This is a genomic window from Streptomyces sp. NPDC101151 (assembly GCF_044768335.1).
Taxonomy (GTDB): domain Bacteria; phylum Actinomycetota; class Actinomycetes; order Streptomycetales; family Streptomycetaceae; genus Streptomyces.
On the sequence record NZ_JBIWPP010000008.1, the window covers coordinates 318,600 to 343,026 of the forward strand.

Below are 24,427 nucleotides of genomic sequence, written 5' to 3' on the forward strand. Positions count from 1 at the left end.
TGTGCTGTGCGGCGCGCCTCACCTTGCGTTGAAGTACTTCGCCTCCGGGTGGTGGATCACGATCGCGTCCGTGGACTGTTCGGGGTGCAGCTGGAACTCCTCGGACAGGTGGACACCGATCCGCTCGGGCTGCAGCAGCTCGGCGATCTTGGCGCGGTCCTCCAGGTTGGGGCAGGCGCCGTAGCCGAGGGAGAAGCGGGCGCCCCGGTACTTGAGGGCGAACATCTCCTCGATGTCGGCCGGGTCCTCGCCCGCGAAGCCGAGTTCGGCGCGGACGCGGGCGTGCCAGTACTCGGCCAGCGCCTCGGCCAACTGCACGGAAAGACCGTGCAGTTCCAGGTAGTCGCGGTAGGAGTTCGCCTCGAAGAGCTTCGCCGTCTGCTCGCCGATGCGGGAGCCGACGGTGACCACCTGGAGGCCGACGACGTCCGTCTCCCCCGACTCCTCCGGGCGGAAGAAGTCGGCGAGGCACAGGCGGCGGCCGCGGCGCTGACGCGGGAAGGTGAAGCGGGTGCGCTCGTTGCCGCGCTCGTCCAGGATGATCAGGTCGTCGTCCTTGGAGACGCACGGGAAGTAGCCGTAGACCACGGCCGCTTCCAGCAGGTTCTCCGTCTGGAGCTGGTCCAGCAGGCCGCGCAGCCGGGGGCGGCCCTCGGTCTCCACCAGTTCCTCGTACGACGGACCGTCCCCGGTGCGGACCTGCTTCAGACCCCACTGGCCCTTGAACAGCGCACCCTCGTCCAGCCAGCTCGCGTACTCCTTGAGCTGGATGCCCTTGATCACCCGGGTGTCCCAGAACGGCGGGGTCGGCACGGGGTTGTCGATGGCGACGTCGGAGCGGACGTGACCCTCCTCGGGCCGCTCCTCGATCTCGACGGCCGTCGCGCGCACCCGGCGCTGCTTCAGCTCGGGCAGCTGCGCACCGGGCACGCCCCGCTTGACGCCGATCAGGGCGTCCATCAGGCGCAGCCCCTCGAAGGCGTCGCGGGCGTAGCGGACCTCGCCCTCGTAGATCTCGTGGAGGTCCTGCTCGACATAGGCCCGGGTCAGCGCGGCGCCGCCGAGAATGACCGGGAAGCGGGCGCCGAGGCCGCGCTGGTTCAGCTCCTCCAGGTTCTCCTTCATGATCACCGTGGACTTGACCAGCAGGCCCGACATGCCGATGACGTCGGCCCGGTGCTCCTCGGCGGCCTCCAGGATCGCGGAGACCGGCTGCTTGATGCCCAGGTTGACGACGTTGTAGCCGTTGTTGGACAGGATGATGTCGACCAGGTTCTTGCCGATGTCGTGCACGTCGCCGCGCACGGTCGCCAGCACGATGGTGCCCTTGCCCTCGGCGTCGGACTTCTCCATGTGCGGTTCGAGGTGGGCGACGGCGACCTTCATGACCTCGGCGGACTGGAGCACGAACGGCAGCTGCATCTGGCCGGAGCCGAAGAGCTCGCCGACCACCTTCATGCCGTCCAGCAGGGTGTCGTTGACGATGTCGAGGGCCGGCCGGTCCTTGAGGGCCTCGTCCAGGTCGGGCTCCAGGCCGTTGCGCTCGCCGTCGATGATGCGGCGCTTGAGCCGCTCCTCCAGCGGCAGCGCGGCCAGTTCCTCGGCCCTGCCCGCCTTCAGGGACTTCGCGGTCGCGCCCTCGAAGAGCTGCATGAGCTTCTGGAGGGGGTCGTAGCCCTCGGCGCGGCGGTCGTAGATCAGATCGAGGGCGGTCTGCACCTGCTCCTCGTCGAAGCGGGCGATCGGCAGGATCTTGGAGGCGTGCACGATGGCCGAGTCCAGGCCCGCCTTGACGCACTCGTCCAGGAAGACGGAGTTCAGCAGGATGCGGGCGGCCGGGTTGAGGCCGAAGGAGATGTTCGACAGGCCCAGCGTGGTCTGCACCGCCGGGTGCCGTTCCTTCAGCCGGCGGATCGCGTCGATGGTGGCGATGCCGTCCTTGCGGGACTCCTCCTGACCGGTGCAGATGGTGAAGGTCAGGGTGTCGATGAGGATGTCCTCCTCGCGGATGCCCCAGTTCCCGGTGAGGTCGTCGATCAGCCGTTCGGCGATCTCGACCTTCTTCTCCGGGGTGCGGGCCTGGCCCTCCTCGTCGATGGTCAGCGCGATCAGCGCGGCGCCGTGCTCCCGGGCCAGCTCGGTGACCTTGGCGAACCGGGACTCGGGACCGTCGCCGTCCTCGTAGTTGACCGAGTTGATGACCGCGCGGCCGCCGAGCCTTTCCAGACCCGCCCGGATGACGTCGACCTCGGTGGAGTCGAGGACGATCGGCAGAGTGGAGGCGGTCGCGAAACGCCCGGCCAGCTCCTCCATGTCGGCGACGCCGTCGCGGCCGACGTAGTCCACGCACAGGTCGAGCATGTGCGCGCCCTCGCGGATCTGCTCGCGGACCATCTCCACGCAGTCGTCCCAGCGGGCGCCCAGCATGGCCTCGCGGAACTTCTTCGAGCCGTTGGCATTGGTGCGCTCGCCGATGGCCAGGTAGGAGGTGTCCTGGCGGAACGGCACCGTCTGATAGAGGGAGCCCGCGCCCGCCTCGGGCCGCGGCTGCCGCTCGGGCGGGGTGACGCCCCGGACGCGCTCGACGACCTGGCGCAGGTGCTCGGGGGTGGTGCCGCAGCAGCCGCCGACCAGCGAGAGGCCGTACTCGCGGACGAAGGTCTCCTGCGCGTCGGCCAGCTCCGGCGCGGTCAGCGGGTAGTGGGCACCGTCCTTGCCGAGGACCGGCAGGCCCGCGTTGGGCATGCAGGACAGCGGGATACGGGCGTTGCGGGCGAGATAGCGCAGATGCTCGCTCATCTCGGCCGGGCCGGTGGCGCAGTTCAGGCCGATCATGTCGATGCCGAGCGGCTCCAGCGCGGTGAGGGCCGCGCCGATCTCGGAGCCGAGCAGCATGGTGCCGGTCGTCTCGACGGTCACCGACACGATCACCGGAACATCCAGACCGAGCGCCTCCAGGCCCCGGCGGGCGCCGAGCACGGCGGCCTTGGTCTGCAGCAGGTCCTGGGTGGTCTCCACGAGCAGCGCGTCGGCGCCCCCCGCGATCAGGCCTTCGGCGTTGCGCTGGTAGGCGTCGCGCAGGGTGATGTAGGGGGCGTGACCCAGCGTGGGCAGCTTGGTGCCGGGGCCGATGGAGCCGAGGACCCAGCGGGGCCGGCCGTCCTGCGCGGTGAACTCGTCGGCGACCTCGCGGGCCACGCGGGCGCCCGCCTGAGACAGTTCGTACACGCGGTCGGGGATGTCGTACTCGCCGAGCGCGGAGTGGTTGGCCCCGAACGTGTTGGTCTCGACGCAGTCGACGCCCACGGCGAAGTACGCCTCGTGGACGGAGCGGACGATGTCGGGGCGGGTGACATTGAGGATCTCGTTGCAGCCCTCGAGATTCTCGAAGTCCTCGAGTGTCGGCTCCTGGGCCTGGAGCATCGTGCCCATCGCTCCGTCGGCGACCACCACACGGGTGGCGAGCGCCTCTCGGAGCGCGGACGCACGGGTCCGGCTGTCGGCGGAAGGGGTCGTTGGCAACGAGGCCATGAAGGGGCTCCCTGGGATGCGACGGCTGTCGGCTATGCGACTTCCCCGGTCAGAGCCGGGCAAGGGGCACGGCGTCAGAGTAACCGGGAGTGGGCTTGGATGGGCACCGGCGTCCACGAGGCGGACGCCGGGGGGGCGCCCCGGACGGCCGAGCTGCCACGCGCAGGCCACAGGAGACGTAACAGCTGTCGTCCGATTCATTAGCGGGAGGCCGACATGGACCGGTAGTGTTCGACATTGCCGAACGGCGTTGACGATGGTGTACGACAGCCCCTGTCAGTACCCGGAAGTACCTGGAAGTACCTGGAAGTACCTGCCGGGAGTGCCGGCATTCGAAGGAGACGGAGGCAGGACGGGGATGGCACGGAACATCCAGTCGCTCGAACGGGCGGCCGCGATGCTGCGGCTGCTCGCGGGCGGCGAGCGGCGACTCGGCCTCTCGGACATCGCCTCGTCGCTGGGCCTCGCCAAGGGCACCGCCCACGGCATCCTGCGCACCCTCCAGCAGGAGGGGTTCGTCGAGCAGGAGGACACCTCCGGCCGCTATCAGCTGGGCGCCGAACTGCTGCGTCTGGGCACCACCTATCTGGACGTGCACGAGTTGCGGGCGCGGGCCCTGGTGTGGACCGACGACCTGGCCAGGTCCAGCGGAGAGAGCGTGTACCTGGGCGTCCTGCATCAGCAGGGCGTCCTGATCGTGCACCACGTCTTCCGGCCCGACGACAGCCGGCAGGTGCTGGAGATAGGGGCCATGCAGCCGCTGCACTCCACGGCGCTGGGCAAGGTGCTGTCGGCCTACGACCCCGTGGCGCACAGCGAGGCCATGGAAGCCGACCGCAAGCCCTTCACAGACCGCACGGTGTGCGACCTGACGGACTTCGAGCACCTTCTCGACATCACGCGCGCGCGTGGGTACGCGGCGGACGTGGAGGAGACCTGGGAGGGCATGGCCTCGGTCGCCGCCCCCATCCACAACCGGCGCCGCATGCCCGTGGGCGCGGTCGGCATCACGGGCGCCGTGGAACGGCTCTGCCGGGACGGCGAGTTGCGCCCCGAACTGATCGCGGCGGTGCGGGACTGCGCCCGTGCGGTCTCCCGAGACCTGGGCGCGGGACGGTTCTGAGCGGCGGGTACCCGCCCCTGACCAGCGGGTGACGCACCGGGGAACGACCGGGACGCTGGGCGGCGTTCCGGTTCTCGCCATACCCTGAAATGGACATATCGGGTGAGAACGTACGTCAAGGCACGAAGAGCGATAACCGACAGCGATCAATAACGATCCTGTTTTCGATAACAGAACTCTTGACGCATGCGTAACGCCGAAGCAAGACTCCCGTCCATCGGTCGGCATTGTCGAACACCTACCGGCAATACGCGCTAGAGTGTGACAACGCCAAGGACCGGAATCGCTCTCACCCCCGAGGGCGCCAGAACCCCCGGCGGGACCCGGGGTTCGGCTTCCCTGGACGAAGGACAAAGGAGTCGCGGGTGTCCAGCTCCGACATCTTCATCGGCGAGACCATCGGTACCGCCATACTCATCCTGCTCGGTGGCGGCGTGTGCGCCGCCGTCACACTGAAGGCCTCCAAGGCCCGTAACGCCGGTTGGCTCGCCATCACCTTCGGGTGGGGTTTCGCCGTTCTGACGGCCGTCTACACCTCGGCGCCGCTCTCCGGCGCCCACCTGAATCCGGCCGTGACGCTCGCGCTCGCGATCAAGGACAAGGACTTCAGCAACCTCCCCACCTACTGGGGCGGCCAGCTGCTCGGCGCCATGATCGGCGCGGCCCTGGTCTGGGTCGCCTACTACGGCCAGTTCCACGCGCACCTCACCGACAAGGAGATCGTCGGCGGTCCGGGCGCGCAGGCCACGACGGCCAAGGCCGTCGAGGCCCAGGAGAAGGGCGCCGGCCCGGTCCTCGGCGTCTTCTCCACCGGCCCCGAGATCCGGAACGTGGTGCAGAACGTCCTCACCGAGATCATCGGCACCGTGGTGCTGGTGCTCGCCGTCCTCACGCAGGGCCTGAACGACAAGGGCAACGGCCTGGGCACCCTGGGCGCCCTGGTCACCGCGCTGGTCGTCGTCTCCATCGGTCTCTCGCTCGGCGGCCCCACGGGCTACGCGATCAACCCGGCCCGTGACCTCGGTCCGCGCATCGTGCACGCCCTGCTGCCGCTGCCCAACAAGGGTGGCTCCGACTGGCGCTACGCCTGGATCCCGGTGGTCGGTCCGCTGATCGGCGGCGCGATCGCTGCAGGCATCTACAACGTCGCCTTTGCTTAGGAAGCACCAAGTCTTCGAGCACGCGCCGTACGTACAGCCACATCACCACGGATCTTTCAGGAGCACACAGTGACCGACGCCCACACCTCAGGCCCGTTCATCGCGGCTATCGACCAGGGCACGACCTCTTCGCGCTGCATCGTCTTCGACCGGGACGGCCGCATCGTCTCCGTCGACCAGAAGGAGCACGAGCAGATCTTCCCGAAGCCGGGCTGGGTCGAGCACAACGCCAACGAGATCTGGACCAACGTCCAGGAAGTCGTCGCCGGAGCCATCCAGAAGGCCGGCATCACCCGCGACGACATCAAGGCCATCGGCATCACCAACCAGCGCGAGACGACCGTGCTGTGGGACAAGAACACCGGTGAGCCCGTCCACAACGCCCTCGTCTGGCAGGACACCCGCACCGACGGGCTCTGCAGGGAGCTCGGCCGCAATGTCGGCCAGGACCGCTTCCGCCGCGAGACCGGCCTCCCGCTGGCGTCCTACTTCTCCGGTCCCAAGGCCCGGTGGCTGCTCGACAACGTCGAGGGCCTGCGCGAGCGCGCCGAGGCGGGAGACATCCTCTTCGGCACCATGGACACCTGGGTCATCTGGAACCTGACCGGCGGTGTCAACGGCGGCAAGCACGTCACCGACGTCACCAATGCCTCCCGCACCCTTCTCATGAACCTGCACACGATGCAGTGGGACGAGAAGATCGCCGAGTCGATCGGCGTGCCGCTGCAGATCCTGCCCGAGATCCGGTCCTCCGCCGAGGTCTACGGCGAGGTCACCGGCGGCAAGCTGGGCGACCTGCTCGGCGGCATCCCGGTCGCCTCCGCGCTCGGCGACCAGCAGGCGGCCCTGTTCGGCCAGACCTGCTTCTCCGAGGGCGAGACCAAGTCCACCTACGGCACCGGCACCTTCATGGTGATGAACACCGGTGACAAGATCATCAACTCCTACGCGGGCCTGCTGACCACCGTCGGCTACAAGATCGGCGAGCAGCCGACGGTCTACGCCCTGGAGGGCTCGATCGCCGTCACCGGCTCGCTGGTGCAGTGGATGCGCGACCAGATGGGCCTGATCTCCACCGCCGCCGAGATCGAGACGCTCGCGCTCTCGGTCGAGGACAACGGCGGCGCCTACTTCGTACCGGCCTTCTCCGGCCTGTTCGCCCCGCACTGGCGCTCCGACGCCCGCGGTGTGATCGCCGGCCTGACCCGGTACGTCACCAAGGCGCACCTCGCGCGCGCCGTCCTGGAGGCGACCGCGTGGCAGACGCGGGAGATCGCCGACGCCATGGTCAAGGACTCCGGCGACGAGCTGGTGGCCCTGAAGGTCGACGGCGGCATGACCTCCAACAACCTGCTGATGCAGACCCTCTCGGACGTCCTGGACGCACCCGTGGTGCGCCCGATGGTCGCCGAGACCACCTGCCTCGGCGCCGCCTACGCCGCCGGTCTCGCCGTCGGCTTCTGGTCCAGCACCGACGAACTGCGCGCCAACTGGCGCCGGGCCGCGGAGTGGACCCCGAACATGGACGCGGACACCCGCGACCGTGAGTACAAGAACTGGCTCAAGGCCGTCGACCGGACCATGGGCTGGATCGAGGACGAGGACTGAGCGGCTCGGACCGCTCAGACAGCTCTGACGAGGAGTAAGTACCCGACATGACCAGTCAGTCCACCCTGAAGTCCGTGCCTGCCCTGGGGACGCACCCGTCCTCCGGCTCCAACCCGAGCCGGGCCGAGACCAGGGAGCAACTCTCCAAGGCGTCGTACGACCTTCTTGTGATCGGCGGCGGCATCCTGGGCATCTCCACCGCCTGGCACGCCGCGCAGTCCGGGCTCAGGGTGGCGCTGGTCGACGCCGGCGACTTCGCCGGAGCCACCTCCTCCGCCTCCTCCAAGCTGCTCCACGGCGGCCTGCGCTACCTGCAGACCGGCGCGGTGAAGCTGGTGGCGGAGAACCACTTCGAGCGCCGTGCGGTCTCCCGCCAGGTGGCCCCCCACCTGGCGAACCCGCTCACGTTCTACCTCCCCGTGTACAAGGGCGGGCCGCACGGCGCGGCGAAGCTCGGGGCGGGCGTCTTCGCCTACTCCGCGCTCTCCGCGTTCGGTGACGGCGTGGGCCACCTGCTCTCCCCCTCCAAGGCGGCGCAGGACGTGCCCGAGCTGCGCACCGAGAACCTCAAGGCCGTGGCCGTGTACGGCGACGACCAGATGAACGACGCGCGCATGGCGCTGATGACGGTCCGTGCGGCCGTCGAGTCGGGCGCGGTCGTCCTCAACCACGCCGAGGTCACCGGCCTTCGCTTCACCAAGGGCCGGGTGACGGGTGCCGATCTGAAGGACCGCACGTCCGGCGACGAGTTCGGCGTCAACGCCCGTCTCGTGCTGAACGCGACCGGCCCCTGGGTCGACCACCTGCGCCGGATGGAGGACCCGAACGCGGCACCGTCCATCCGCCTGTCCAAGGGTGCGCACCTGGTGCTGAAGCGCACCTCCCCCTGGAAGGCCGCGCTCGCCACCCCCATCGACAAGTACCGCATCACCTTCGCCCTCCCCTGGGAGGACATGCTGCTGCTCGGCACCACCGACGAGGAGTTCGAGGGCGATCCGGCGGACGTCGCCGTCAACGAGAAGGACATATCCCAGATCCTCGACGAGGCCGCGTTCTCCATACGCGACCAGCAGCTGTCCCGCGACCTCATCACGTACTCCTTCGCGGGGCTGCGAGTGCTGCCGGGCGGCCCCGGTGACACGGCCAAGGCCAAGCGCGAGACGGTGGTGACCGAGGGCCGGGGCGGCATGCTGTCCGTCGCGGGCGGCAAGTGGACCACCTTCCGGCACATCGGCCGTACCGTGATGCAGAAGCTTGAGGCGCTGCCGGGCCACCCGCTCGGCGACGACTTCGAGCCGATCTCCTCGCTGCCGAAGAAGCTCCCGCTGCCCGGTGTCGCCAACCCGCGCGCGGTCGCCCACCGCCTCCTGGTGGACCACCCGGCACCCGGTCCGCGCATGGCCGCCGACACCGCCAGGCACCTGGCCACCCACTACGGCTCGCTGGCCTTCGACATCGCCCGCCTGGCGAACGAGAACCCGGAGCTGGCCGAGCGCGTCCACCCGGACGCCCCGGAGATCTGGGCGCAGGTCGTCTGGGCCCGCGACCACGAGTGGGCCGAGACGCAGGACGACGTGCTGCGCCGCCGGACGACGCTGACCATCCGGGGCCTGGCCACGGACGAGGTCCGCGCGAAGGTCCAGGACCTGCTCGACAAGAAGTGAACCCGCTGCCGGCCCCTCCCCCCTGACCAGGGCCGCCGGCATCGAGGGACGGCCCCCGCCGCACCGGGGCCGGACACCACGAGAGGGGCGGCTCCACGCCGATGGAGCCGCCCCTCTCGCGTGCCCGGGTGTCAGTGCCGGCTGATATCCATGGCCCCATGAACATCGATCATGTGGATCCCGGTGAGCCGGCGGCCCTGCGGGAGGCGTTCGGCATCGGCGACGGCGGCACGTCGGCTCTCGGCTGGGAGGCGGTGCGGGCCTTCGAGGCCGAGCAGGACGTCGTGCTGCCGGAGCCGTACCGCACGTTCGTGGCCGAGATCTGCGACGGGTCGCTCCAAGGGCCGCCGCACTACGGGCTCGTGGGGCTCGCCGAGCTGCCCTCCGACTGGCACGACGACGGCAGCGGGCGCGACCTGGGCAAGCCGTTCCCGCTCACGGAGGGATGGCTGTGGGAGGAGGACGACGGGCTCCACGAGGATCCGGATGCCGTCATCGACCAGGTCCTCAACCACGGTTCGATCGTGCTCGGGACCGACGGGTGCGCGATGAACTGGCACCTGGTCGTCACCGGCCCCCGGCGGGGGCACATTTGGCACATCACCGACGTGGGAGCCATGCCGTTCGGCGCGGAGTTCGGTCACACGACAGCGGCGCCCGGCTTCGCCGGATGGGTGAGGCACTGGGCGGCGGGCAGGGAGTGGTTCGACGCCGACTGACAGCGTTCAGGCGGACGCCATGCGCATTAAAGAGCAGCTATAGCCGACACCTTCATTGTCATGAACCTGCGATCCGATGGCCGGATCGCAGTCTCATGGAGGTGTGGGATGCACCGCAGACTTGCCACCGGCCTCGCCGCCTCGGCCCTGGCCCTCATCACCGTCACCGCCACCGCCACCGCGGCCACCGCGGCCCCGGCCGACAAGCCCCAGGTGCTCGCCGACTTCACCCAGACCAGCGCGTCCAGCTACAACGCCTGGGCGGCCGCCCGCGCGAACCAGTCGGCATGGTCCGCCTACGGGTTCGACTGGTCCACCGACTACTGCTCCTCCTCACCTGACAACCCGTTCGGCTTCCCCTTCGCCACGTCCTGCGCCCGCCACGACTTCGGCTACCGCAACTACAAGGCGGCCGGCACCTTCAGCGCCAACAAGTCGCGCCTCGACAGCGCCCTGTACGAGGACCTCAAGCGCGTGTGCAACACCTACGGCGGCGCCACGAAGACCGCCTGCAACAGCACGGCGTGGACCTACTACCAGGCGGTCAGGGCGTTCGGCTGACGAACTGTCATCTGCCGGAACCGGCCGGTCGTCCTCGCGCACTCCCCCGCATAATGTGCTGAGACATCCGATGTCTGGGCACCAGGGAGGCCGGCCATGGCAGTCACCGACGAGGCGATCGAGAAGATCAAGGACATGATCGTCTCCGGTGCGCTGCGCCCGGGCGACCGGCTGCCCAAGGAGAGCGAACTCGCCGCCGAGCTGGGCCTGTCCCGCAACTCCCTGCGGGAGGCCGTACGGGCCCTGTCGCTGATCCGGATCCTGGATGTGCGGCAGGGCGACGGCACCTATGTCACCAGCCTCGATCCGCAACTGCTGCTGGAGGCGATGAGTTTCGTCGTGGACTTCCACCGCGACGACACGGTGCTGGAGTTCCTGGCGGTGCGCCGGATCCTGGAGCCGGCGGCGACGGCGATGGCGGCCTTTCGGATCAGCGAGCAGCAACTGGACGCCCTCTCGGCCCAGTTGGACGCGCTCGGCACCGAGCCCTCGGTGGAGGAGCTGGTCGCCTGCGATCTGGAGTTCCACCGGGGCATCGTGCAGAGCTCGGGCAACTCGGTGCTGTGCTCGCTGCTGGACGGCCTGTCGGGGCCGACCACACGGGCCCGGATCTGGCGGGGGCTCACCCAGGAGGACGCGGTCAGCCGCACACTGCGCGAGCACCGGGCGATCCTCGCCGCGCTGCGCGACCGGGACGCCGAGGCGGCCCGCTCCTGGGCGACCGTGCACATCGCGAGCGTGGAGCAGTGGCTGCGCAGCACGCTGTGACATGCCGGTGCGCAGCGGACCGGGCTCCCTTCGACGGGGGTGTTCCGAGGTGGCGAACGGGGCAGTGATCCGTGCATCCCCCGGGCCGGGGGGCTGCGGACGCCCCCGCCGGACGCCGTAAGGTTGGGACGTCAGGCGAGGGCACGTCGGAAGGAGGCACTGGGTGATCGAGCTGGAGGGGGTTCCCGAGCTGATCGACCCAGTCATGGTGGCCGCGTTCGAGGGCTGGAACGATGCCGGCGACGCCGCCTCCACGGCGGTCGCACATCTGGAACGCGAGTGGAAGGGCGAGGTGTTCGCGGCGCTGGACGCCGAGGACTACTACGACTTCCAGGTGAACCGCCCCACGGTGTTCATGGACGGCGGAGTGCGCAAGATCACATGGCCGACGACAAGGTTGTCGGTGGTCCGGGTCGGCGGCGACAAACCGCGCGACCTGGTGCTGGTCCGCGGCATCGAACCGTCCATGCGCTGGCGCTCGTTCTGCAACGAGCTGCTCGGCTTCGCGCACGAGCTGGGCGTGGAGCTGGTGGTCATCCTGGGCGCCCTGCTCGGTGACACTCCGCACACGCGTCCGGTGCCGGTCAGCGGGGTCACGTCCGACCCTGACCTGGCCGAGCGCATGGATCTGGAGGAGACCAAGTACGAGGGCCCGACGGGCATCGTCGGCGTCCTGCAGGAGGCGTGCACGCACGCGGGCGTCCCGGCGGTGTCGCTGTGGGCGGCCGTCCCGCACTACGTCTCCCAGCCGCCCAATCCGAAGGCCACGCTGGCGCTGCTCAACCGCCTGGAGGACCTGCTCGACCTGCGCGTCCCGCTGGGCGAGCTGCCCGAGGACGCGCGCGCCTGGCAGGTGGGCGTGGACCAGCTGGCGGCGGAGGACAGCGAGGTCGCCGAGTACGTCCAGACGCTGGAGGAGGCCCGGGACACCGCCGAACTGCCGGAGGCGTCCGGCGAGGCGATCGCCCGGGAGTTCGAGCGGTATCTGCGGCGCAGGGACGTCAGCCCGCCCGGCGGGCACGCCACGGCGGACGGCGGGGACGGCACCTATCTGCGGGACAGCCCCGGCGGCAGGACCCGGCCGCCCAGGCCGCCGAAGCCGGGAGCCTCCGAGCCCACGGAAGGCTCCTCGGAAGGGCCCTCGGAGGGGCCCGCCGAGGGCGGCGACGAGGACACCTCGGAGGGCTGAGACGACGAGAAGAGGGGCGGTTCCCGGTGGGATCCGCCCCTCAGCCGTACCTGCGGCTACAGCGCCACGCCCAGCAGCGCGTCCACCGCCCGGGTCACCAGACCGGGCGCACCGGTGTCGGTGCCGCCCTCCGCCTCCTGGCGGGCCGCCCAGCGGTCCACCGCGGCCAGCGCGGCGGGTGCGTCCAGGTCATGGGCCAGGGCCTCGCGGATCTCCTCCACGAGCGCGTCGGCGGACGGGCCGTCGGGCCGGGAGACGGCCGCGCGCCAGCGGCCGAGCCGGTCCGTGGCGTCCTGGAGCACCTGGTCGGTCCACTCCCAGTCGGAGCGGTAGTGGTGGGCGAGCAGCGACAGCCGGACGGCGGCGGGGTCGACGCCGTCCCGGCGCAGCCGGGAGACGAAGACGAGGTTGCCCTTGGACTTGGACATCTTCTCGCCGTCCAGGGCGACCATGCCGGCGTGCACGTACGCCTTGGCCATCGGGAACTCGCCGGTGAGCACCTGGGCGTGCGAGGCGCCCATCTCGTGGTGCGGGAAGGCCAGGTCGGAGCCGCCGCCCTGGACGTCGAAGCCCATGCCGAGGTGGTCGAGGGCGATGGCCACGCACTCGATGTGCCAGCCGGGCCGGCCACGGCCGAGCGAATCGCCGTCCCAACTGGGCTCGCCCGCACGGGCGGCCATCCACAGCATCGGGTCGAGCGGGTTCTTCTTGCCCGGACGGTCCGGGTCTCCGCCGCGTTCGGCGGACAGCAGCCGCATCGCGGCCGCGTCGAGGTTCGAGACCTGGCCGAAGTGCGGGTCCGACTCGACGGAGAAGTAGATGTCGCCCTCCAGCTCGTAGGCCGCGCCGAGGTCACGCAGCCGCTCCACGAGCGGGACGATGCCGGGTATCGCCTCGACGGCGCCTATGTAGTGCTGCGGCGGGAGCATCCGAAGGGCGGTCATGTCCTCGCGGAAGAGGGCCGTCTCCTTCTCCGCGAGGGCGACCCAGTCGACGCCGTCCCGGTCCGCGCGCTCCAGGAGCGGATCGTCGACGTCGGTCACGTTCTGCACGTAGTGAACCTGGCGCTTGGTGTCGAGCCACACGCGCTGAACGAGGTCGAACGCGTTGTAGGTCGCCGCGTGACCCATGTGGGTCGCGTCGTACGGCGTGATGCCGCAGACGTAGATACGGGCGACGGGACCGGGGTCGAGGGTCACCAGAGCACCGGTCGCGGTGTCGTGGATCCTCAGGTCGCGGCCCTGACCAGGCAGGGCGGGGACCTCGGAAGCGGGCCAGGCATGCATGTACATGAGCCTAACCGGCCACGAGCTGCGTATACGAACGGGATCAAGCCGAATGACCGGTTGGGCGTTCTTGCGGCTCGGCCCCCGATGTGCTCACACCGGCGGCCAGGGGATCGCCGGCCACTCGCCGCCGGGCTCCGGGTGCCGTCCCGAGGCCAGCAGCGCGTCGACACGCGCGCGCGTGGCGTCGATCTCGGCCGCCGTGATCAGTCCGGCCAGCCGGACGGCCAGTTCCCCGCCCTCGGCGAGGGTCTTCGTCAGCCGCTTGAGGACGTCGACGGCCTCCGGGGTGAGCGGCTCCCCGGCCCAGCCCCACAGCAGCGTGCGCAGCTTGTTCTCGACGTTGAAGCTGACCCCGTGGTCGATGCCGTAGAGCCGTCCGTCCGTGGTGGGCAGCAGATGGCCGCCCTTGCGGTCGGCGTTGTTGATCACCGCGTCGAGGACGGCGAGACGGCGCAGCCGCTCGTCGTCGGCGTGCACCAGCAGCGCGGTGCGGCCCTCACCGACCTCGGCGAGCCCGATCGCCCTCCAGCCGCGCTCCGGCTCCTCGCCGTCGACCAGGGCGAGCAACTCGGTCTCGGCGGTGACGTCGATCCACAGCTGGCACATGCCCTCGCCGTAGGGCCCGTCGCGCAGCACGGTCGGGGGGACGAGGCCCCAGCCGGTGGCCTCGGAGACCTCGTAGGCGGCCACCTCGCGGCCTGCCAGGGTGCCGTCGGGGAAGTCCCACAGCGGGCGCTCGCCCGCCACGGGCTTGTACACGCAGGAGGCTTCGCGTCCCTCGTGCGCGACCGTGCAGAACAGCGCCGCGTTGGACGCTTCGCGGATCCGGCCGCGCACGGACAGCTCACCCGACGCGAGCAGCTCGGCGGCGTGCGGGTCGGCCGTCACGCTCCGCGGCGGTATCCGTTCTGGCGCGGACATACGTGTCCTTCCGGATCGAGCGGGAGGCTGCACAACGGACACGGCGGCCGCCCGGCGTTGACGACGTCCAGGGCACGCTTGGCGAAGGACCTGGCCTGCGCACCGGTCAGCCGGACCCGCAGCATCGGGGGCCCGTTCTCCTCGTCCTGGAGCAGGCGCTCCTCGGCCTCGGCGAGGTCCTCCTCGGTGTCGGCGTCCAGCTCCACGAGGGCCTGGGCCTCCACGATCATGCGCTGTTCCTCGCCGTCCCAGGCCAGGGCCATGGTGCCGACCCGGAACTCCTCCTCGATGGGGGTGTCCAGCGGGCGGATGTCGGCGACCTCCGTGGGCGCCACGGCGGGGACGGCCGCGCTGCCGCCACTGCGCCGTACGACCTCGTCCAGCAGCTCGTCCATGCGCTCGGCGAGTGCGGCGACCTGGGTCTTCTCCAGAGCCACGCTGGTCACCCGGGGGCCTGCCGTGGCCTGGAGGAAGAACGTACGGCGTCCGGGCAGCCCGACCGTGCCGACCACGAAGCGGTCCGGCGGATCGTAGAAGAACACCTGACGGGACACGTCCTGTCTCCATTGGATTCGAGAGTTGCTGCGGTGCCGGCCATGCGTGAAGGCGACGGTGCGGATCGCTTCACCCTACTGCGGCCGACGATCACGGTGCGCCCGCACCGCCACCGACCGGTGCGTCTTCCTCCGGAGGTTCCTCGCGCGGGGCAAGGGAGGCGAAATCGCCGGTGTCGCCGAGGCGAACGAGGAAAGGCCTGAGGCGGGTGTAGCGGATCGCGGTGATGGAACACGGTTCCACGGAGATCCGTTGGAAGAGGTCGAGATGAAGTCCGAGGGCGTCCGCGACGAGCGACTTGATGATGTCGCCGTGCGAGCACATGAGGTAGACGGCGTCCGCGCCGTGGTCGCGCTCCACGCGCGCGTTCCACTCGCGTACGGCCTCGGCGGCGCGGGTCTGCATGGCCCGCATGGACTCGCCGCCCGGGAAGGCGGCTGCCGACGGGTGCGCCTGGACGACCTCCATCAGCGGCTCGTCCTTCAGCTCCGCGAGCTTGCGACCGGACCAGTCGCCGTAGTGGCACTCACCGATCCGTTCGTCGGTGTGGGCGCGCAGCCCGGGCCTGGCGTCGAGCAGCGGCCGTACGGTCTCCTGGCAGCGCTGCAGGGGGCTTGCGACGACCTCGGAGATCGGCAGCGCGGCGAGGCGGCCGGGCAGTGCGGCGGCCTGTGCGGCCCCCCGCTCGTCCAGGGCGACGCCTGGCGTCCACCCGGCGAGCACACCCGAGGTGTTGGCGGTCGACCGTCCGTGCCTGACGAGGATCAGCGTGGGCATGCCGCCCAGCGTAAGCGCATCGCGACATGCGCAGGCGGCCGGGCCAGGGGAGAATGCGCTCCGTGATCGTGGACTGCGCCGTCTACCGGCACGGGCACCGTACCGAGGCGCCGGACGACCTGTCCGACGCCCTGGAGGAGGCGCGGGCGGCGGGCGGTTTCGTGTGGATCGGGCTGTACGAGCCCTCGGAGCGGGAGTTCGACCTGGTCACCCAGGAGTTCGGGCTGCATCCGCTGGCGGTCGAGGACGCCCTCAAGGCGCATCAGCGGCCCAAGCTGGAGGTGTTCGACGACTCGCTGTTCATGGTCCTCAAGCCGGTCATGTACGAGGCCGAGAGCGACGCCGTCTCGGCCGGCGAGGTCATGATCTTCGTCGGCGACGCCTTCGTGGTGACCGTCCGGCACGGCGAGGGCTCGCCGCTCGCGGCGGTACGACACCGGCTGGAGGACGAGCCGGAGATGCTCGGCAAGGGCCCCACGGCCGTGCTGTACGCGATCTCCGACGCCACCGTCGACCACTATCTGGAGGTGGCGACGGAGCTGCAGACGGACCTGGAGGAGCTGGAGGCGGAGGTGTTCTCGCCGGGCGGCGGCGGCTCGCGCAACACGGCGTCCCGGATCTACACCTTCAAGCGGCAGATCCTGGAGTTCCGCCGGGCCACCGTGCCGCTCGCGGTGCCCCTGGTCCGGCTGGCCGGCACCGGCCAGTTCGGCGGCGGGCTGCCCTTCGTGCACGACAAGGCGCGGCCCTTCTTCCGTGACGTGCACGACCACCTCGCACGCGTGAACGAGTCCGTGGAGGGCCTGGACCGGCTGGTGTCGGACATCCTGTCGGCGCATCTGGCGCAGATGAGCGTGCGGCAGAACGACGACATGCGGAAGATCTCCGCGTGGGCGGCGATGGCGGCGGTGCCCACCATGATCGCGGGGGTCTACGGGATGAACTTCGACCACATGCCCGAGCTGCACTGGCTGTTGGCCTACCCGGCGGTGATCCTGCTGATGGGTGTGCTTGAAGTGGTGCTGTACCGCACGTTCAAGCACCGCGGCTGGCTGTGAGCGCGGCTCAGGCGAACTCGTGGGCGGCTGTCGCGGGCCCGCCGAGGGGGTCGCGGCGCTCGGGCATGCGCAGGACCACCATGCGGCGCCAGCCGGCCAGGCGCTCGTAGGCGTACAGGGCCCGGATGGCGGCCTCGAGCACCGCGGACTTGGCCCTCGGCCAGCCGAGGATCCGGCCCATGTGGGCCATGACGGCAAGGCTGACGTCCCGGTGGACGCGGATCTCGGCCAGCGCGCACTCGCGCAGGGTGCGCTGGATCAGCCGGCCGTGGCCGGCCGCGGCGTAGCGCAGGAGTTCCTCGTGGGTGTAGGCGAGGTGGTTGTCCTCGTCATGGGAGATCATGCGGACGGCCCTGCCGATCTCGGCGTCGTCGTCGAAGTACGTGCGCAGCATCACCATCTGGTCGGCCGCGCGCTGTTCGGTGACCCGGCTGTGCGAGAGGTAGACGATGATGTCCCGCACGGTGAGCGGCTCGTCCCGGCGGAGCTTGTCGTGGGCGAGGCCGATGCCGTGCCGCTCCAGGAGCATCGTGTAGTCGGTCTCGGACGGTACGGGAACGGGGGTGAGACCCCGCTTCTTCAGCAGGGCGTTGAAGATGCGCCCGTGCTTGTCCTCGTCGGCGCCGTGGCGGGCGATCTTGGGGGCCAGCGCACGTTCGCTCTGCGGTACCAGCGCGGCGATCCGTCCGTTCTCCCAGCCGCCCTGGGACTCCCCGCTGGCGGCGATGGAGCAGAAGAGCCGGAAGGACTCGTCGTTGTCGAGGATCTCCTGGAACAGACTCTTGGCCGAAAGCATGGAAGACACCTCTCTGCAGGATTCCGCAAAGAACGAGTCAAATGCGGACAGAGAGGTGTCGCAACAGCACTGCGGCCGGGCTCGGCCGAAAGGCGGATCGCCGGGGTCGTAACCGCGCGGCGCCCGGCGCGTTGTTCCCCGTGACGGCCGTGGCGGGGAAGACCCCCGAGCCCCCACCACGGCCGCTGAAAACCGCCTAGGCGATCCCGGCGCGCTCCAGGGCCTCGCTGCCGGCCCGCAGGGAGGCGAGCCGCTCGTCGAGCGTGAAGCCGGCCGGGGCCAGGCTGAGGGTGGTGACCCCGGCGGCGGCGTAGGCCCGCATACGGTCGGCGATGCGGTCGACGGAGCCGAGCAGTGTCGTCTTGTCGATGAGGTCCTGCGGGACGGCGGCCGCGGCGCCCTGCTTGTCCCCGGACAGGTACTTGTCCTGGACCTCGGCGGCCTCCTTCTCGTACCCCATCCGCTGCGCGAGCTGGTTGTAGAAGTTCTGCTTGGCGCTGCCCATGCCGCCCACGTACAGCGCGGTGTAGGGCCGGAAGGTGTCGGCGAGCCGGGCCACGTCCTTGTCGTCGCCGACGGCGAGCGGCAGGGTCGGGCAGACGTCGAACCCTTCGAGGGTCCTGCCCGCCTTCTCACGGCCGGCGCGCAGGTGCTTGAGCGCGGTCTCCTCGAGGTGTTCGACGGCGGGGAAGATCAGCAGCGCGCCGTCGGCGATCTCACCGGTCTGCTCGAGGTTCTTGGGGCCGATGGCGGCGATGTAGAGCGGAATGTGCTCGCGCTGCGGGTGCACGGTCAGCTTGATCGGCTTGCCCGGACCGCCGGGCAGCGGCAGCGTCCAGTGCTCGCCCTCGTACGACAGGCGCTCGCGCGTCATCGCCCGCCGCACGATCTCCACGTACTCGCGTGTACGGGAGAGCGGCTTGTCGAACTTGACGCCGTACCAGCCCTCGGAGACCTGCGGCCCGGAGACGCCGAGGCCGAGCCGGAAGCGGCCCTTGGACAGCGAGTCCAGCGTGGCGGCGGTCATCGCGGTCATCGCCGGCTGCCGGGCCGGGATCTGGAAGATGGCCGAGCCGACGTCGATGCGTTCGGTCTGCGCGGCGACCCAGCTGAGCACCGTGGCCGCGTCGGAGCCGTACGCCTCGGCGGCCCAGCACACGGAATAGCCCAGCCGCTCGGCCTCCTGCGCCACGGCGAGATTGTCCGCGTCCATTCCCGCGCCCCAGTAGCCGAGGTTGATCCCGAGCTGCATGGCCGATCCCCTTACCCATGAGTAACGTCGCTTGGCGGAGACCATAGCGCGGGGCCGGGGCCCACGGGCAGGGCACGCCCGGGATCGAGGCCGATCGCCCGGCCCGTCGCCCGGCCGGTCGCCCGTGAACGGAGTTATCCACAGGCAACCCACGGCACCAGTTCTGGCCAGTAATCTCGCGCACATGGAGCAGAGGCATCTCGGCCGCACAGGCCTTCGCGTGTCCCGCATCGGACTCGGCACCCTCACCTGGGGCCGGGACACCGACGAGCATGACGCGGCAGACATGCTCAAGGCGTTCTGGGAGGCCGGCGGCACCCTCGTCGACACGGCGGACGTGTACGGCGACGGGGAGGCGGAGTATCTGCTCGGACAGCTCATAGACGGCCTGGTGCCACGCCGCGACCTGGTGATCTCGACCAAGGCGGGCAGCGTCCCCGACCCCGACCGGCGCTTCGACGGCTCCCGCGGTCATCTGCTCGCCGCCCTGGACGCCTCCCTGGCCCGCCTCGGCACGGACCACGTCGACGTGTGGCACATCCACGCCTTCGACCCCGACACCCCGCTGGAGGAGACGCTCCAGGCCCTCGACCTGGCGGTGAGCAGCGGCCGCGCACGGTACGCCGGCGTCTCCAACTTCTGCGGCTGGCAGCTCGCCAAGGCGGCCACCTGGCAGCTCGCCGCACCGGGCACCCGCACCCGGCTGGCCAGCACACAGCTGGAGTACTCCCTGCTCCAGCGCGGCATCGAGCGGGAGGTGCTGCCCGCCGCGCTCGACCTGGGCGTCGGCCTGCTGCCTTCCTCCCCGCTGGGCCGCGGCGTGCTGACCGGGAAGTACCGGCACTCCACTCCCCAGGACTCGCGCGGCGCCTCCGAGCACCTCGCGCCCTTCGTCGAGCCCTATCTGGACGACACGGCGACGCGCATCGTGGACGCGGTCACGACGGCCGCCGACGGACTCGCGGTCACCCCGCTCCAGGTGGCCCTCGCATGGGTCCGGGACCGGCCCGGCGTGGCCGCACCGATCGTCGGCGCGCGCAACGCGCAGCAGCTCACGGCGGCATTGTCAGTGGAGGCCCTTAGTCTTCCTGACGAGATCTGCCGGGCGCTCGACGATGTGTCGGCGCCCGTGCACCGCTATCCCGATCACGACTGGAGCACGCTGTGAGCACGGAGCCGGAGACCACGGAGGCAACCGGGCCGGGGACCCCGGACACCCCCAAGAGCCCGGAGACCCCCGAGCAGGACACGGCGGCCGGCGACAGCCCTGAGAGCACCGGTGCCGGGACCGCCGGCGGCGAGGCCGCGCCCGAACGGTCCGAGGCGGAGGCCGAGCTGGCCGCGCAGGCCCTGGAGCGGGAGCGGATCGAGCGACGCAAGGCCGAGAAGCAGGGCTCCATCGAGAGCGGCACGAAGCTGAGCGGCAAGGCGGCCGACCTGCTCGCCGCGGTCCGTGCGGTGGAGAGCGGCGAGAAGCCGGTCGCCAAGGCCTTCGCCGAGCCCACACCGGCCCCGCGCCGCGCCGTTCCGGAGCCGGAGCGCCGGCCGCAGCCCGCCCCGGCCGCAGCCCCTCCCGGCGCCCCCGCGCCGGAGACCGTCGAGGTGGTGCGGCAGGTGCTGGCCGAGGGCGGCGCACCCGAGGCCCTCGCGCCCCAGGTGGCGGAGGCCCTCGGCGAGGGCGCCGGCACCGCGCTCCGGGAGGACCCCTGGCAGTTGCTGCGGATCAGCGGCGTACGCCCGGAACAGGCCGACGGGTTCGCGCGGGCGCTGCTCGGCGCGGCATGCGGGCCCGACGACGAGCGGCGGGGCCGCGCGACGACCGTCTGGCTGCTGGAGCAGGCGGCGCTGGCCGGACACACGGCGCTGGAACTGCCGGCGCTCACCGCGGCCCTGGCCCAGCGGGGCGTGCCCGACCCGGACGCGGCCGTGCAGGACACGATCGCCGAGGGCGAGGCGCTGGTCTTCCAGGACGCCTTGGACGAGCCGGGTGCTCCCGCGCCCGGGAGCACCGCCGGTGCCGAGGAGGACGAGGACCAGCAGCGCCCGGTCCGCGTCCTCGCCGGTCTGGAGCGGTACGCGCTCGCGGAGGAGAGCCTCGCCGACGGCCTGGCCCGCCTCGCCAACTCGCTGTCCGAGGAGGCCGCCGAGATGTGGGCCGCGGCCGCGGCCGAAGCGTCCGGCGGTGCGGCGGAGCTGGCCCGCGCGGTCGCCGGGCACGGCCTGGTGCTGCACACCGGCGCCGAGGCGGCCCGCGGCGAACCGGCCGCCCTGCTCGGCGCCGCCCGTGCCGCCGGCCTGCGTGCCTTCGCCGTCTGCCACACCCCGGACGGACGCCGTCGCCTGGCCGGGCTGCTGGGCGAGGAGCCGGAAGGACAGGCCGTGGGCACGGTCGCCGGCCTCCTCTCCGGGGCCGAGGGCCCGGGCCGGGACGCGGAGGGCGCCCTGGACCTCGACCTGCTGATCGTGCTGGACGCGCCCCAACTCGACGTGGAGAGCGCCGCGATGCTGGTGGAGTCGCTGCCCGACGGCGCCCGGCTGGTGCTCGGCGGCGACCCGGCGGTGCTGTGGTCGGCCGGGCCGGGGCGGGTCTTCGCCGACCTGCTCGCGGCCCGCTCCTGTCCGCAGATCGCCTCCCGCACCCCCGACCCCGGCCCGCTCGGCGAGCTGGTCTCCGGCATCGGCGTCGGCGAGCTGAACCAGGTCGAGGCGCCCGGCAAGGAGATCGTCATCGTGCCCGTGCGGGACGCGGGCGAGGCCGTGCACCGGACCGTCCAGCTGGTCGCGGACTCGGTGCCCCGGGCGATCGGTGTGCCGCCCGAGCAGACGGTGGTGATCACCCCGGGCCACGGCGGCGCCGCGGGCACCCGGGCCCTGAACTCCGCCCTGAAGGAGCGGCTCAACCCCGGTCCCGGCCGCTTCGGTGGCTTCGACCCCGGGGACCGGATCGTCCACTCCCCCGCTCCGGGCCGTTCGGAGCCGGGCCGGGTGGTCGACGCCGGCGCCGACGGGCTGCACCTGGAGTGTGCGGGCGGCCCGGTCGTCGTACCGCGGGAGCGGGTGGAGCAGTGTGTGCGGCACGGCTGGGCGCTGACCGCGCACCAGGCGGTGGGCGGCCGTTGGCCGGCCGCGGTGGTGGTGCTGCCCGGCGACGCCGCGCAGAAGCTCAGCAGGCCCTGGGTGTACACGGCGTTCGGCCGGGCGGAGCGGCACCTGTCGGTGGTGCACGGCGTGGAGCAGGCACTGCCGACGGCGGTGGCGGAAGTCCCGGCCAAGCCCCGCACGACGCGTCTGCAGACGCTGCTGCGGCCCCAGGTCCCGTCAGCGGGTTGATCGGCTCATTCTTTCCGCCGGGGCGGCGATCCAGCCGTCACGGCGGAATCCGGCGGTGCCGTAGGGGCCTCGGGCCCGACGGCACCGCCGTTCCAGCTCACCGCTCGGCGTCCAGCGGCTCCAGATCCTCGTCCCCGTCCTCGGCCTCGGCCCGGCCGAACTCGAGGTCGTCCTCCTCGTCGATGTCGTCGGAGACGTCCTCGTCGAACACCGCGCTGACATCGAACCGGCACACCACCCGCTGCGGGTCGGCCTGCTCGAACGGCGCCTCCAGCCACTCGCCGGGCTCGGCCGGCTCGTCCGCGGCGGTGACCCAGAGGGTGGAGTCGCCTTCCTCCAGGCCGAACTCCTTGTGCCGGGAGGCGATCTCGTCCGGTTCGAACTCTCCGAACAGGACGCCCAGCGATCCATGGACCGTTGCGGCGGCTTCCTCGCCCGCGCCGCCGTCGTACTCCACCGCCTCGACCCGCTGGGCCTGTGCCAGCAGCCGCTGGGGTTCCGCCACGGCGTAGTCGCGGCGGATCAGCACACTGATCGCGTTCGGCTCCTCGGGGCCCGCGTACGGCGGCAGCGAGTCGTCGGCACCGGGGATCTCGAAGGGCGTGACCTCGTCGTAGCGGTCGTAGAGCAGCTCGTCGTACACCTCGGCGGCCGCGGCCAGCTGGTTGAACGCCTCGTAGACGGCCGGGTCGTCCTCCCCCGACCTGCGTTCGACCGCCGCCAGGTGGCGGTCGAGCGCGGTCTTGACCGCCTCGGCGGCGGCGCGTACCTCGGCAGCGGTGGGCTGCGCAGCATCAGACATAGTGCAGACGCTATCCGTACCAGGCACCAGCCCGCACAATAGATGCGATGCCGGAATACGAATTTGTCGACGTGTATGTACCTCGCGGGGTGTCCCGCAAGGAGGCGACACGTCTGCTGACGGACCATGCCGAGTACGGACACTGGGAGTTGGACCGACTGAGCCTGCTGCGTGACGGCAGCCGCAGGGTGCGGTTGCGCCGACGGATCATCCGCCAGGTGCGGGCCACGTGGTGAGGCAGCACGCATGAACGGAGCGGGCCCGCCGTGCCGGCCGGGCCCGCTCCGTCTCCACCGTCTGCCGCGGTTACGCCGCGGCCCGGGCCTTGCGGTACAGCACCGCACCCGCGAGCAGCGCACCCGCACCCACCGGCAGCGCGAGGCCCAGCGGCACCTCACTGCCGGTGTGCGCGAGCTGCGCACTGCTCAGCGGCCCGGCGGAGCGTCCGCCATGCTGCTTGACCTGGGACGATCCCTGAGGAGTGTGGCCTCCCGTGGCGGGCGGGGTACCCGGCGTTCCCGGGTGGCCCGGCTGACCCGGCGTGCCGGGGTGGCCCGGGGTACCGGGGTGACCGGGGGTACCCGGGGTGCCAGGGTGACCCGGCTGACCAGGGTGGCCCGGCTGACCGGGATGTCCCGGCTCGCCCGGATTCCCCGGCGTCCCGGGCGGGTTGTCGTGCCCACCGCCCGGCGGTCGGCTGTGCTGGCCGCCGCCGTTGGCGCAGTCATTGCCCTTGGTGGCGTTGCCGACACCGATGACGTCCACGCTGTTGCCGCACACGTTCACCGGCACGTCGACCGGCACCTGGACGGTGTTGCCGGAGCCGACGCCCGGCGAGCCGCCGGTGTGGCCGTCCGCGTGCGAGCCGCCGTGGCTGCTCGTGTCGCTGTGCCCCCCCGAAGCGCCGCCGCTGTGATTGGCACACTTGTTGCCCATGGCCGGGTTGAGGAGCCCGACGATGTTGACGGTGTTGCCGCAGACGTTCACCGGTACGTGCACCGGCGCCTGCACCGTGTTGCCGGACAGTACTCCGGGCGAGCCGGCCGCGGAGCCGACCGCGCCCGAGTCGGCCTGGGCGTAACCGCTCGCGGCGGCGATCACACCGGTGGCGGCCGCCATCGTCATCAGGCCCTTGCGGGTGCCCTGTCGCATTTCTGAATTCCACCCCTGCATTCGGTTCTCAGTGCGTTCCCGCACAACGGAGTTCCGCGGGAAAAGGCCGGTCGGGGGGGGGGGGGGCCGCGGGGTGGTCAAAGGGGCGACGGGCCCCTGACATCGCCCCCCCCAAGACGAACAGCCATCAGAAAAACTGTGTTTAGGGTGG

The 24,427-nt window shown here is 71.2% G+C and carries 21 protein-coding genes; 12 read left to right on the forward strand and 9 right to left on the reverse strand.

What is annotated here, in order from left to right; translation table 11 throughout:
* Nucleotides 1-18: 18 nt before the first annotated feature.
* Nucleotides 19-3,531, reverse strand: coding sequence for a methionine synthase (metH, locus tag ACIRU3_RS18560; RefSeq protein WP_404057366.1), 3,513 nt, complete (start codon nt 3,529-3,531; stop codon nt 19-21).
* A 358-nt stretch (nt 3,532-3,889) separates the two neighbouring features.
* Between metH and ACIRU3_RS18565 the strand changes: the two genes are divergently transcribed.
* The 8 genes from ACIRU3_RS18565 (at nt 3,890) to ACIRU3_RS18600 (ending at nt 12,323) form a co-directional block, all read left to right on the forward strand.
* Entirely contained in the window at nt 3,890-4,654 is a 765-nt protein-coding gene (locus ACIRU3_RS18565) for an IclR family transcriptional regulator (RefSeq protein WP_404057368.1), read from the forward strand.
* 365 nt (nt 4,655-5,019) lie between these two features.
* On the forward strand, nt 5,020-5,814 hold the full coding sequence (locus ACIRU3_RS18570; protein WP_404057370.1) for an MIP/aquaporin family protein: 795 nt from the start codon (nt 5,020-5,022) through the stop codon (nt 5,812-5,814).
* Between the two features lie 69 nt (nt 5,815-5,883).
* Nucleotides 5,884-7,422 (forward strand): glycerol kinase GlpK, encoded by a 1,539-nt coding sequence (glpK, locus tag ACIRU3_RS18575; protein WP_404057372.1) that lies wholly within the window; start codon nt 5,884-5,886, stop codon nt 7,420-7,422.
* A 47-nt stretch (nt 7,423-7,469) separates the two neighbouring features.
* Entirely contained in the window at nt 7,470-9,086 is a 1,617-nt protein-coding gene (locus ACIRU3_RS18580; protein ID WP_404057374.1) for an FAD-dependent oxidoreductase, read from the forward strand.
* Between the two features lie 158 nt (nt 9,087-9,244).
* A complete protein-coding gene (locus ACIRU3_RS18585) occupies nt 9,245-9,805 on the forward strand; it encodes an SMI1/KNR4 family protein (RefSeq protein WP_404057376.1) in 561 nt (186 codons plus the stop codon).
* A 108-nt stretch (nt 9,806-9,913) separates the two neighbouring features.
* On the forward strand, nt 9,914-10,366 hold the full coding sequence (locus ACIRU3_RS18590) for a phospholipase (RefSeq protein ID WP_404057378.1): 453 nt from the start codon (nt 9,914-9,916) through the stop codon (nt 10,364-10,366).
* Nucleotides 10,367-10,462: 96 nt separating this feature from the next.
* Entirely contained in the window at nt 10,463-11,134 is a 672-nt protein-coding gene (locus ACIRU3_RS18595) for a FadR/GntR family transcriptional regulator (protein WP_404057380.1), read from the forward strand.
* A 163-nt stretch (nt 11,135-11,297) separates the two neighbouring features.
* The gene (locus ACIRU3_RS18600; RefSeq protein ID WP_404057382.1) at nt 11,298-12,323 is read left to right on the forward strand and encodes a PAC2 family protein; all 1,026 of its coding nucleotides are present in this window, start codon (nt 11,298-11,300) and stop codon (nt 12,321-12,323) included.
* 56 nt (nt 12,324-12,379) lie between these two features.
* Here ACIRU3_RS18600 and mshC read toward each other — a convergent pair whose 3' ends face one another.
* The 4 genes from mshC to ACIRU3_RS18620 form a co-directional block, all read right to left on the reverse strand.
* Nucleotides 12,380-13,609 carry a cysteine--1-D-myo-inosityl 2-amino-2-deoxy-alpha-D-glucopyranoside ligase gene (mshC, locus tag ACIRU3_RS18605; RefSeq protein ID WP_404057384.1) on the reverse strand — a complete coding sequence of 410 codons (1,230 nt, stop codon included), beginning with the start codon at nt 13,607-13,609 and terminating at the stop codon, nt 12,380-12,382.
* A 93-nt stretch (nt 13,610-13,702) separates the two neighbouring features.
* The gene (locus tag ACIRU3_RS18610) at nt 13,703-14,533 is read right to left on the reverse strand and encodes an SCO1664 family protein (protein ID WP_404057386.1); all 831 of its coding nucleotides are present in this window, start codon (nt 14,531-14,533) and stop codon (nt 13,703-13,705) included.
* Nucleotides 14,497-15,087: a DUF3090 domain-containing protein gene (locus ACIRU3_RS18615; protein WP_404057388.1), complete on the reverse strand. Its 591-nt coding sequence runs from the start codon at nt 15,085-15,087 to the stop codon at nt 14,497-14,499. The genes ACIRU3_RS18610 and ACIRU3_RS18615 overlap by 37 nt, the downstream gene beginning before the upstream one ends.
* 91 nt (nt 15,088-15,178) lie before the next feature.
* Complete coding sequence (locus ACIRU3_RS18620) at nt 15,179-15,865, reverse strand: histidine phosphatase family protein (RefSeq protein WP_404057390.1); 687 nt, start codon at nt 15,863-15,865, stop codon at nt 15,179-15,181.
* A 62-nt stretch (nt 15,866-15,927) separates the two neighbouring features.
* Here ACIRU3_RS18620 and corA point away from each other — a divergent pair, with 62 nt between their 5' ends.
* Nucleotides 15,928-16,923, forward strand: coding sequence for a magnesium/cobalt transporter CorA (gene corA / locus ACIRU3_RS18625; protein WP_404057392.1), 996 nt, complete (start codon nt 15,928-15,930; stop codon nt 16,921-16,923).
* Nucleotides 16,924-16,930: 7 nt separating this feature from the next.
* Here the strand turns inward: corA and ACIRU3_RS18630 are convergent, their stop codons facing one another.
* Together ACIRU3_RS18630 and ACIRU3_RS18635 are read right to left on the reverse strand one after the other, a co-directional pair.
* A complete protein-coding gene (locus tag ACIRU3_RS18630; RefSeq protein WP_404057394.1) occupies nt 16,931-17,719 on the reverse strand; it encodes a ferritin-like domain-containing protein in 789 nt (262 codons plus the stop codon).
* Nucleotides 17,720-17,915: 196 nt separating this feature from the next.
* Nucleotides 17,916-18,971 carry an LLM class F420-dependent oxidoreductase gene (locus tag ACIRU3_RS18635; protein WP_404057396.1) on the reverse strand — a complete coding sequence of 352 codons (1,056 nt, stop codon included), beginning with the start codon at nt 18,969-18,971 and terminating at the stop codon, nt 17,916-17,918.
* A gap of 184 nt (nt 18,972-19,155) precedes the next feature.
* Here ACIRU3_RS18635 and ACIRU3_RS18640 point away from each other — a divergent pair, with 184 nt between their 5' ends.
* Together ACIRU3_RS18640 and ACIRU3_RS18645 are read left to right on the forward strand one after the other, a co-directional pair.
* Entirely contained in the window at nt 19,156-20,139 is a 984-nt protein-coding gene (locus ACIRU3_RS18640; protein WP_404057398.1) for an aldo/keto reductase, read from the forward strand.
* Nucleotides 20,136-22,301: a helix-hairpin-helix domain-containing protein gene (locus ACIRU3_RS18645; RefSeq protein WP_404057400.1), complete on the forward strand. Its 2,166-nt coding sequence runs from the start codon at nt 20,136-20,138 to the stop codon at nt 22,299-22,301. Before ACIRU3_RS18640 ends, ACIRU3_RS18645 begins: the two co-directional genes overlap by 4 nt.
* 97 nt (nt 22,302-22,398) lie before the next feature.
* Here the strand turns inward: ACIRU3_RS18645 and ACIRU3_RS18650 are convergent, their stop codons facing one another.
* On the reverse strand, nt 22,399-23,103 hold the full coding sequence (locus tag ACIRU3_RS18650; protein WP_404057402.1) for a hypothetical protein: 705 nt from the start codon (nt 23,101-23,103) through the stop codon (nt 22,399-22,401).
* Between the two features lie 47 nt (nt 23,104-23,150).
* On the opposite strand from ACIRU3_RS18650, the gene ACIRU3_RS18655 reads away from it, so the two are divergent.
* Nucleotides 23,151-23,339, forward strand: coding sequence for a DUF5703 family protein (locus ACIRU3_RS18655; protein WP_014671721.1), 189 nt, complete (start codon nt 23,151-23,153; stop codon nt 23,337-23,339).
* Nucleotides 23,340-23,409: 70 nt separating this feature from the next.
* Here the strand turns inward: ACIRU3_RS18655 and ACIRU3_RS18660 are convergent, their stop codons facing one another.
* On the reverse strand, nt 23,410-24,255 hold the full coding sequence (locus ACIRU3_RS18660) for a chaplin family protein (protein WP_404057404.1): 846 nt from the start codon (nt 24,253-24,255) through the stop codon (nt 23,410-23,412).
* Between the last annotated feature and the right edge of the window lie 172 nt (nt 24,256-24,427).

What these genes read in the sequence shown, in the direction of transcription:
- metH (WP_404057366.1), bottom strand. Translation starts at nt 3,531, where the DNA reads ATGGCCTCGTTGCCAACGACCCCTTCCGCCGACAGCCGGACCCGTGCG.
- ACIRU3_RS18565 (WP_404057368.1), top strand. Translation starts at nt 3,890, where the DNA reads ATGGCACGGAACATCCAGTCGCTCGAACGGGCGGCCGCGATGCTGCGG.
- ACIRU3_RS18580 (WP_404057374.1), top strand. Translation starts at nt 7,470, where the DNA reads ATGACCAGTCAGTCCACCCTGAAGTCCGTGCCTGCCCTGGGGACGCAC.
- ACIRU3_RS18585 (WP_404057376.1), top strand. Translation starts at nt 9,245, where the DNA reads ATGAACATCGATCATGTGGATCCCGGTGAGCCGGCGGCCCTGCGGGAG.
- ACIRU3_RS18590 (WP_404057378.1), top strand. Translation starts at nt 9,914, where the DNA reads ATGCACCGCAGACTTGCCACCGGCCTCGCCGCCTCGGCCCTGGCCCTC.
- ACIRU3_RS18595 (WP_404057380.1), top strand. Translation starts at nt 10,463, where the DNA reads ATGGCAGTCACCGACGAGGCGATCGAGAAGATCAAGGACATGATCGTC.
- mshC (WP_404057384.1), bottom strand. Translation starts at nt 13,609, where the DNA reads ATGCATGCCTGGCCCGCTTCCGAGGTCCCCGCCCTGCCTGGTCAGGGC.
- ACIRU3_RS18610 (WP_404057386.1), bottom strand. Translation starts at nt 14,533, where the DNA reads ATGTCCGCGCCAGAACGGATACCGCCGCGGAGCGTGACGGCCGACCCG.
- ACIRU3_RS18620 (WP_404057390.1), bottom strand. Translation starts at nt 15,865, where the DNA reads ATGCCCACGCTGATCCTCGTCAGGCACGGACGGTCGACCGCCAACACC.
- ACIRU3_RS18630 (WP_404057394.1), bottom strand. Translation starts at nt 17,719, where the DNA reads ATGCTTTCGGCCAAGAGTCTGTTCCAGGAGATCCTCGACAACGACGAG.
- ACIRU3_RS18635 (WP_404057396.1), bottom strand. Translation starts at nt 18,971, where the DNA reads ATGCAGCTCGGGATCAACCTCGGCTACTGGGGCGCGGGAATGGACGCG.
- ACIRU3_RS18640 (WP_404057398.1), top strand. Translation starts at nt 19,156, where the DNA reads ATGGAGCAGAGGCATCTCGGCCGCACAGGCCTTCGCGTGTCCCGCATC.
- ACIRU3_RS18650 (WP_404057402.1), bottom strand. Translation starts at nt 23,103, where the DNA reads ATGTCTGATGCTGCGCAGCCCACCGCTGCCGAGGTACGCGCCGCCGCC.
- ACIRU3_RS18655 (WP_014671721.1), top strand. Translation starts at nt 23,151, where the DNA reads ATGCCGGAATACGAATTTGTCGACGTGTATGTACCTCGCGGGGTGTCC.
- ACIRU3_RS18660 (WP_404057404.1), bottom strand. Translation starts at nt 24,255, where the DNA reads ATGCGACAGGGCACCCGCAAGGGCCTGATGACGATGGCGGCCGCCACC.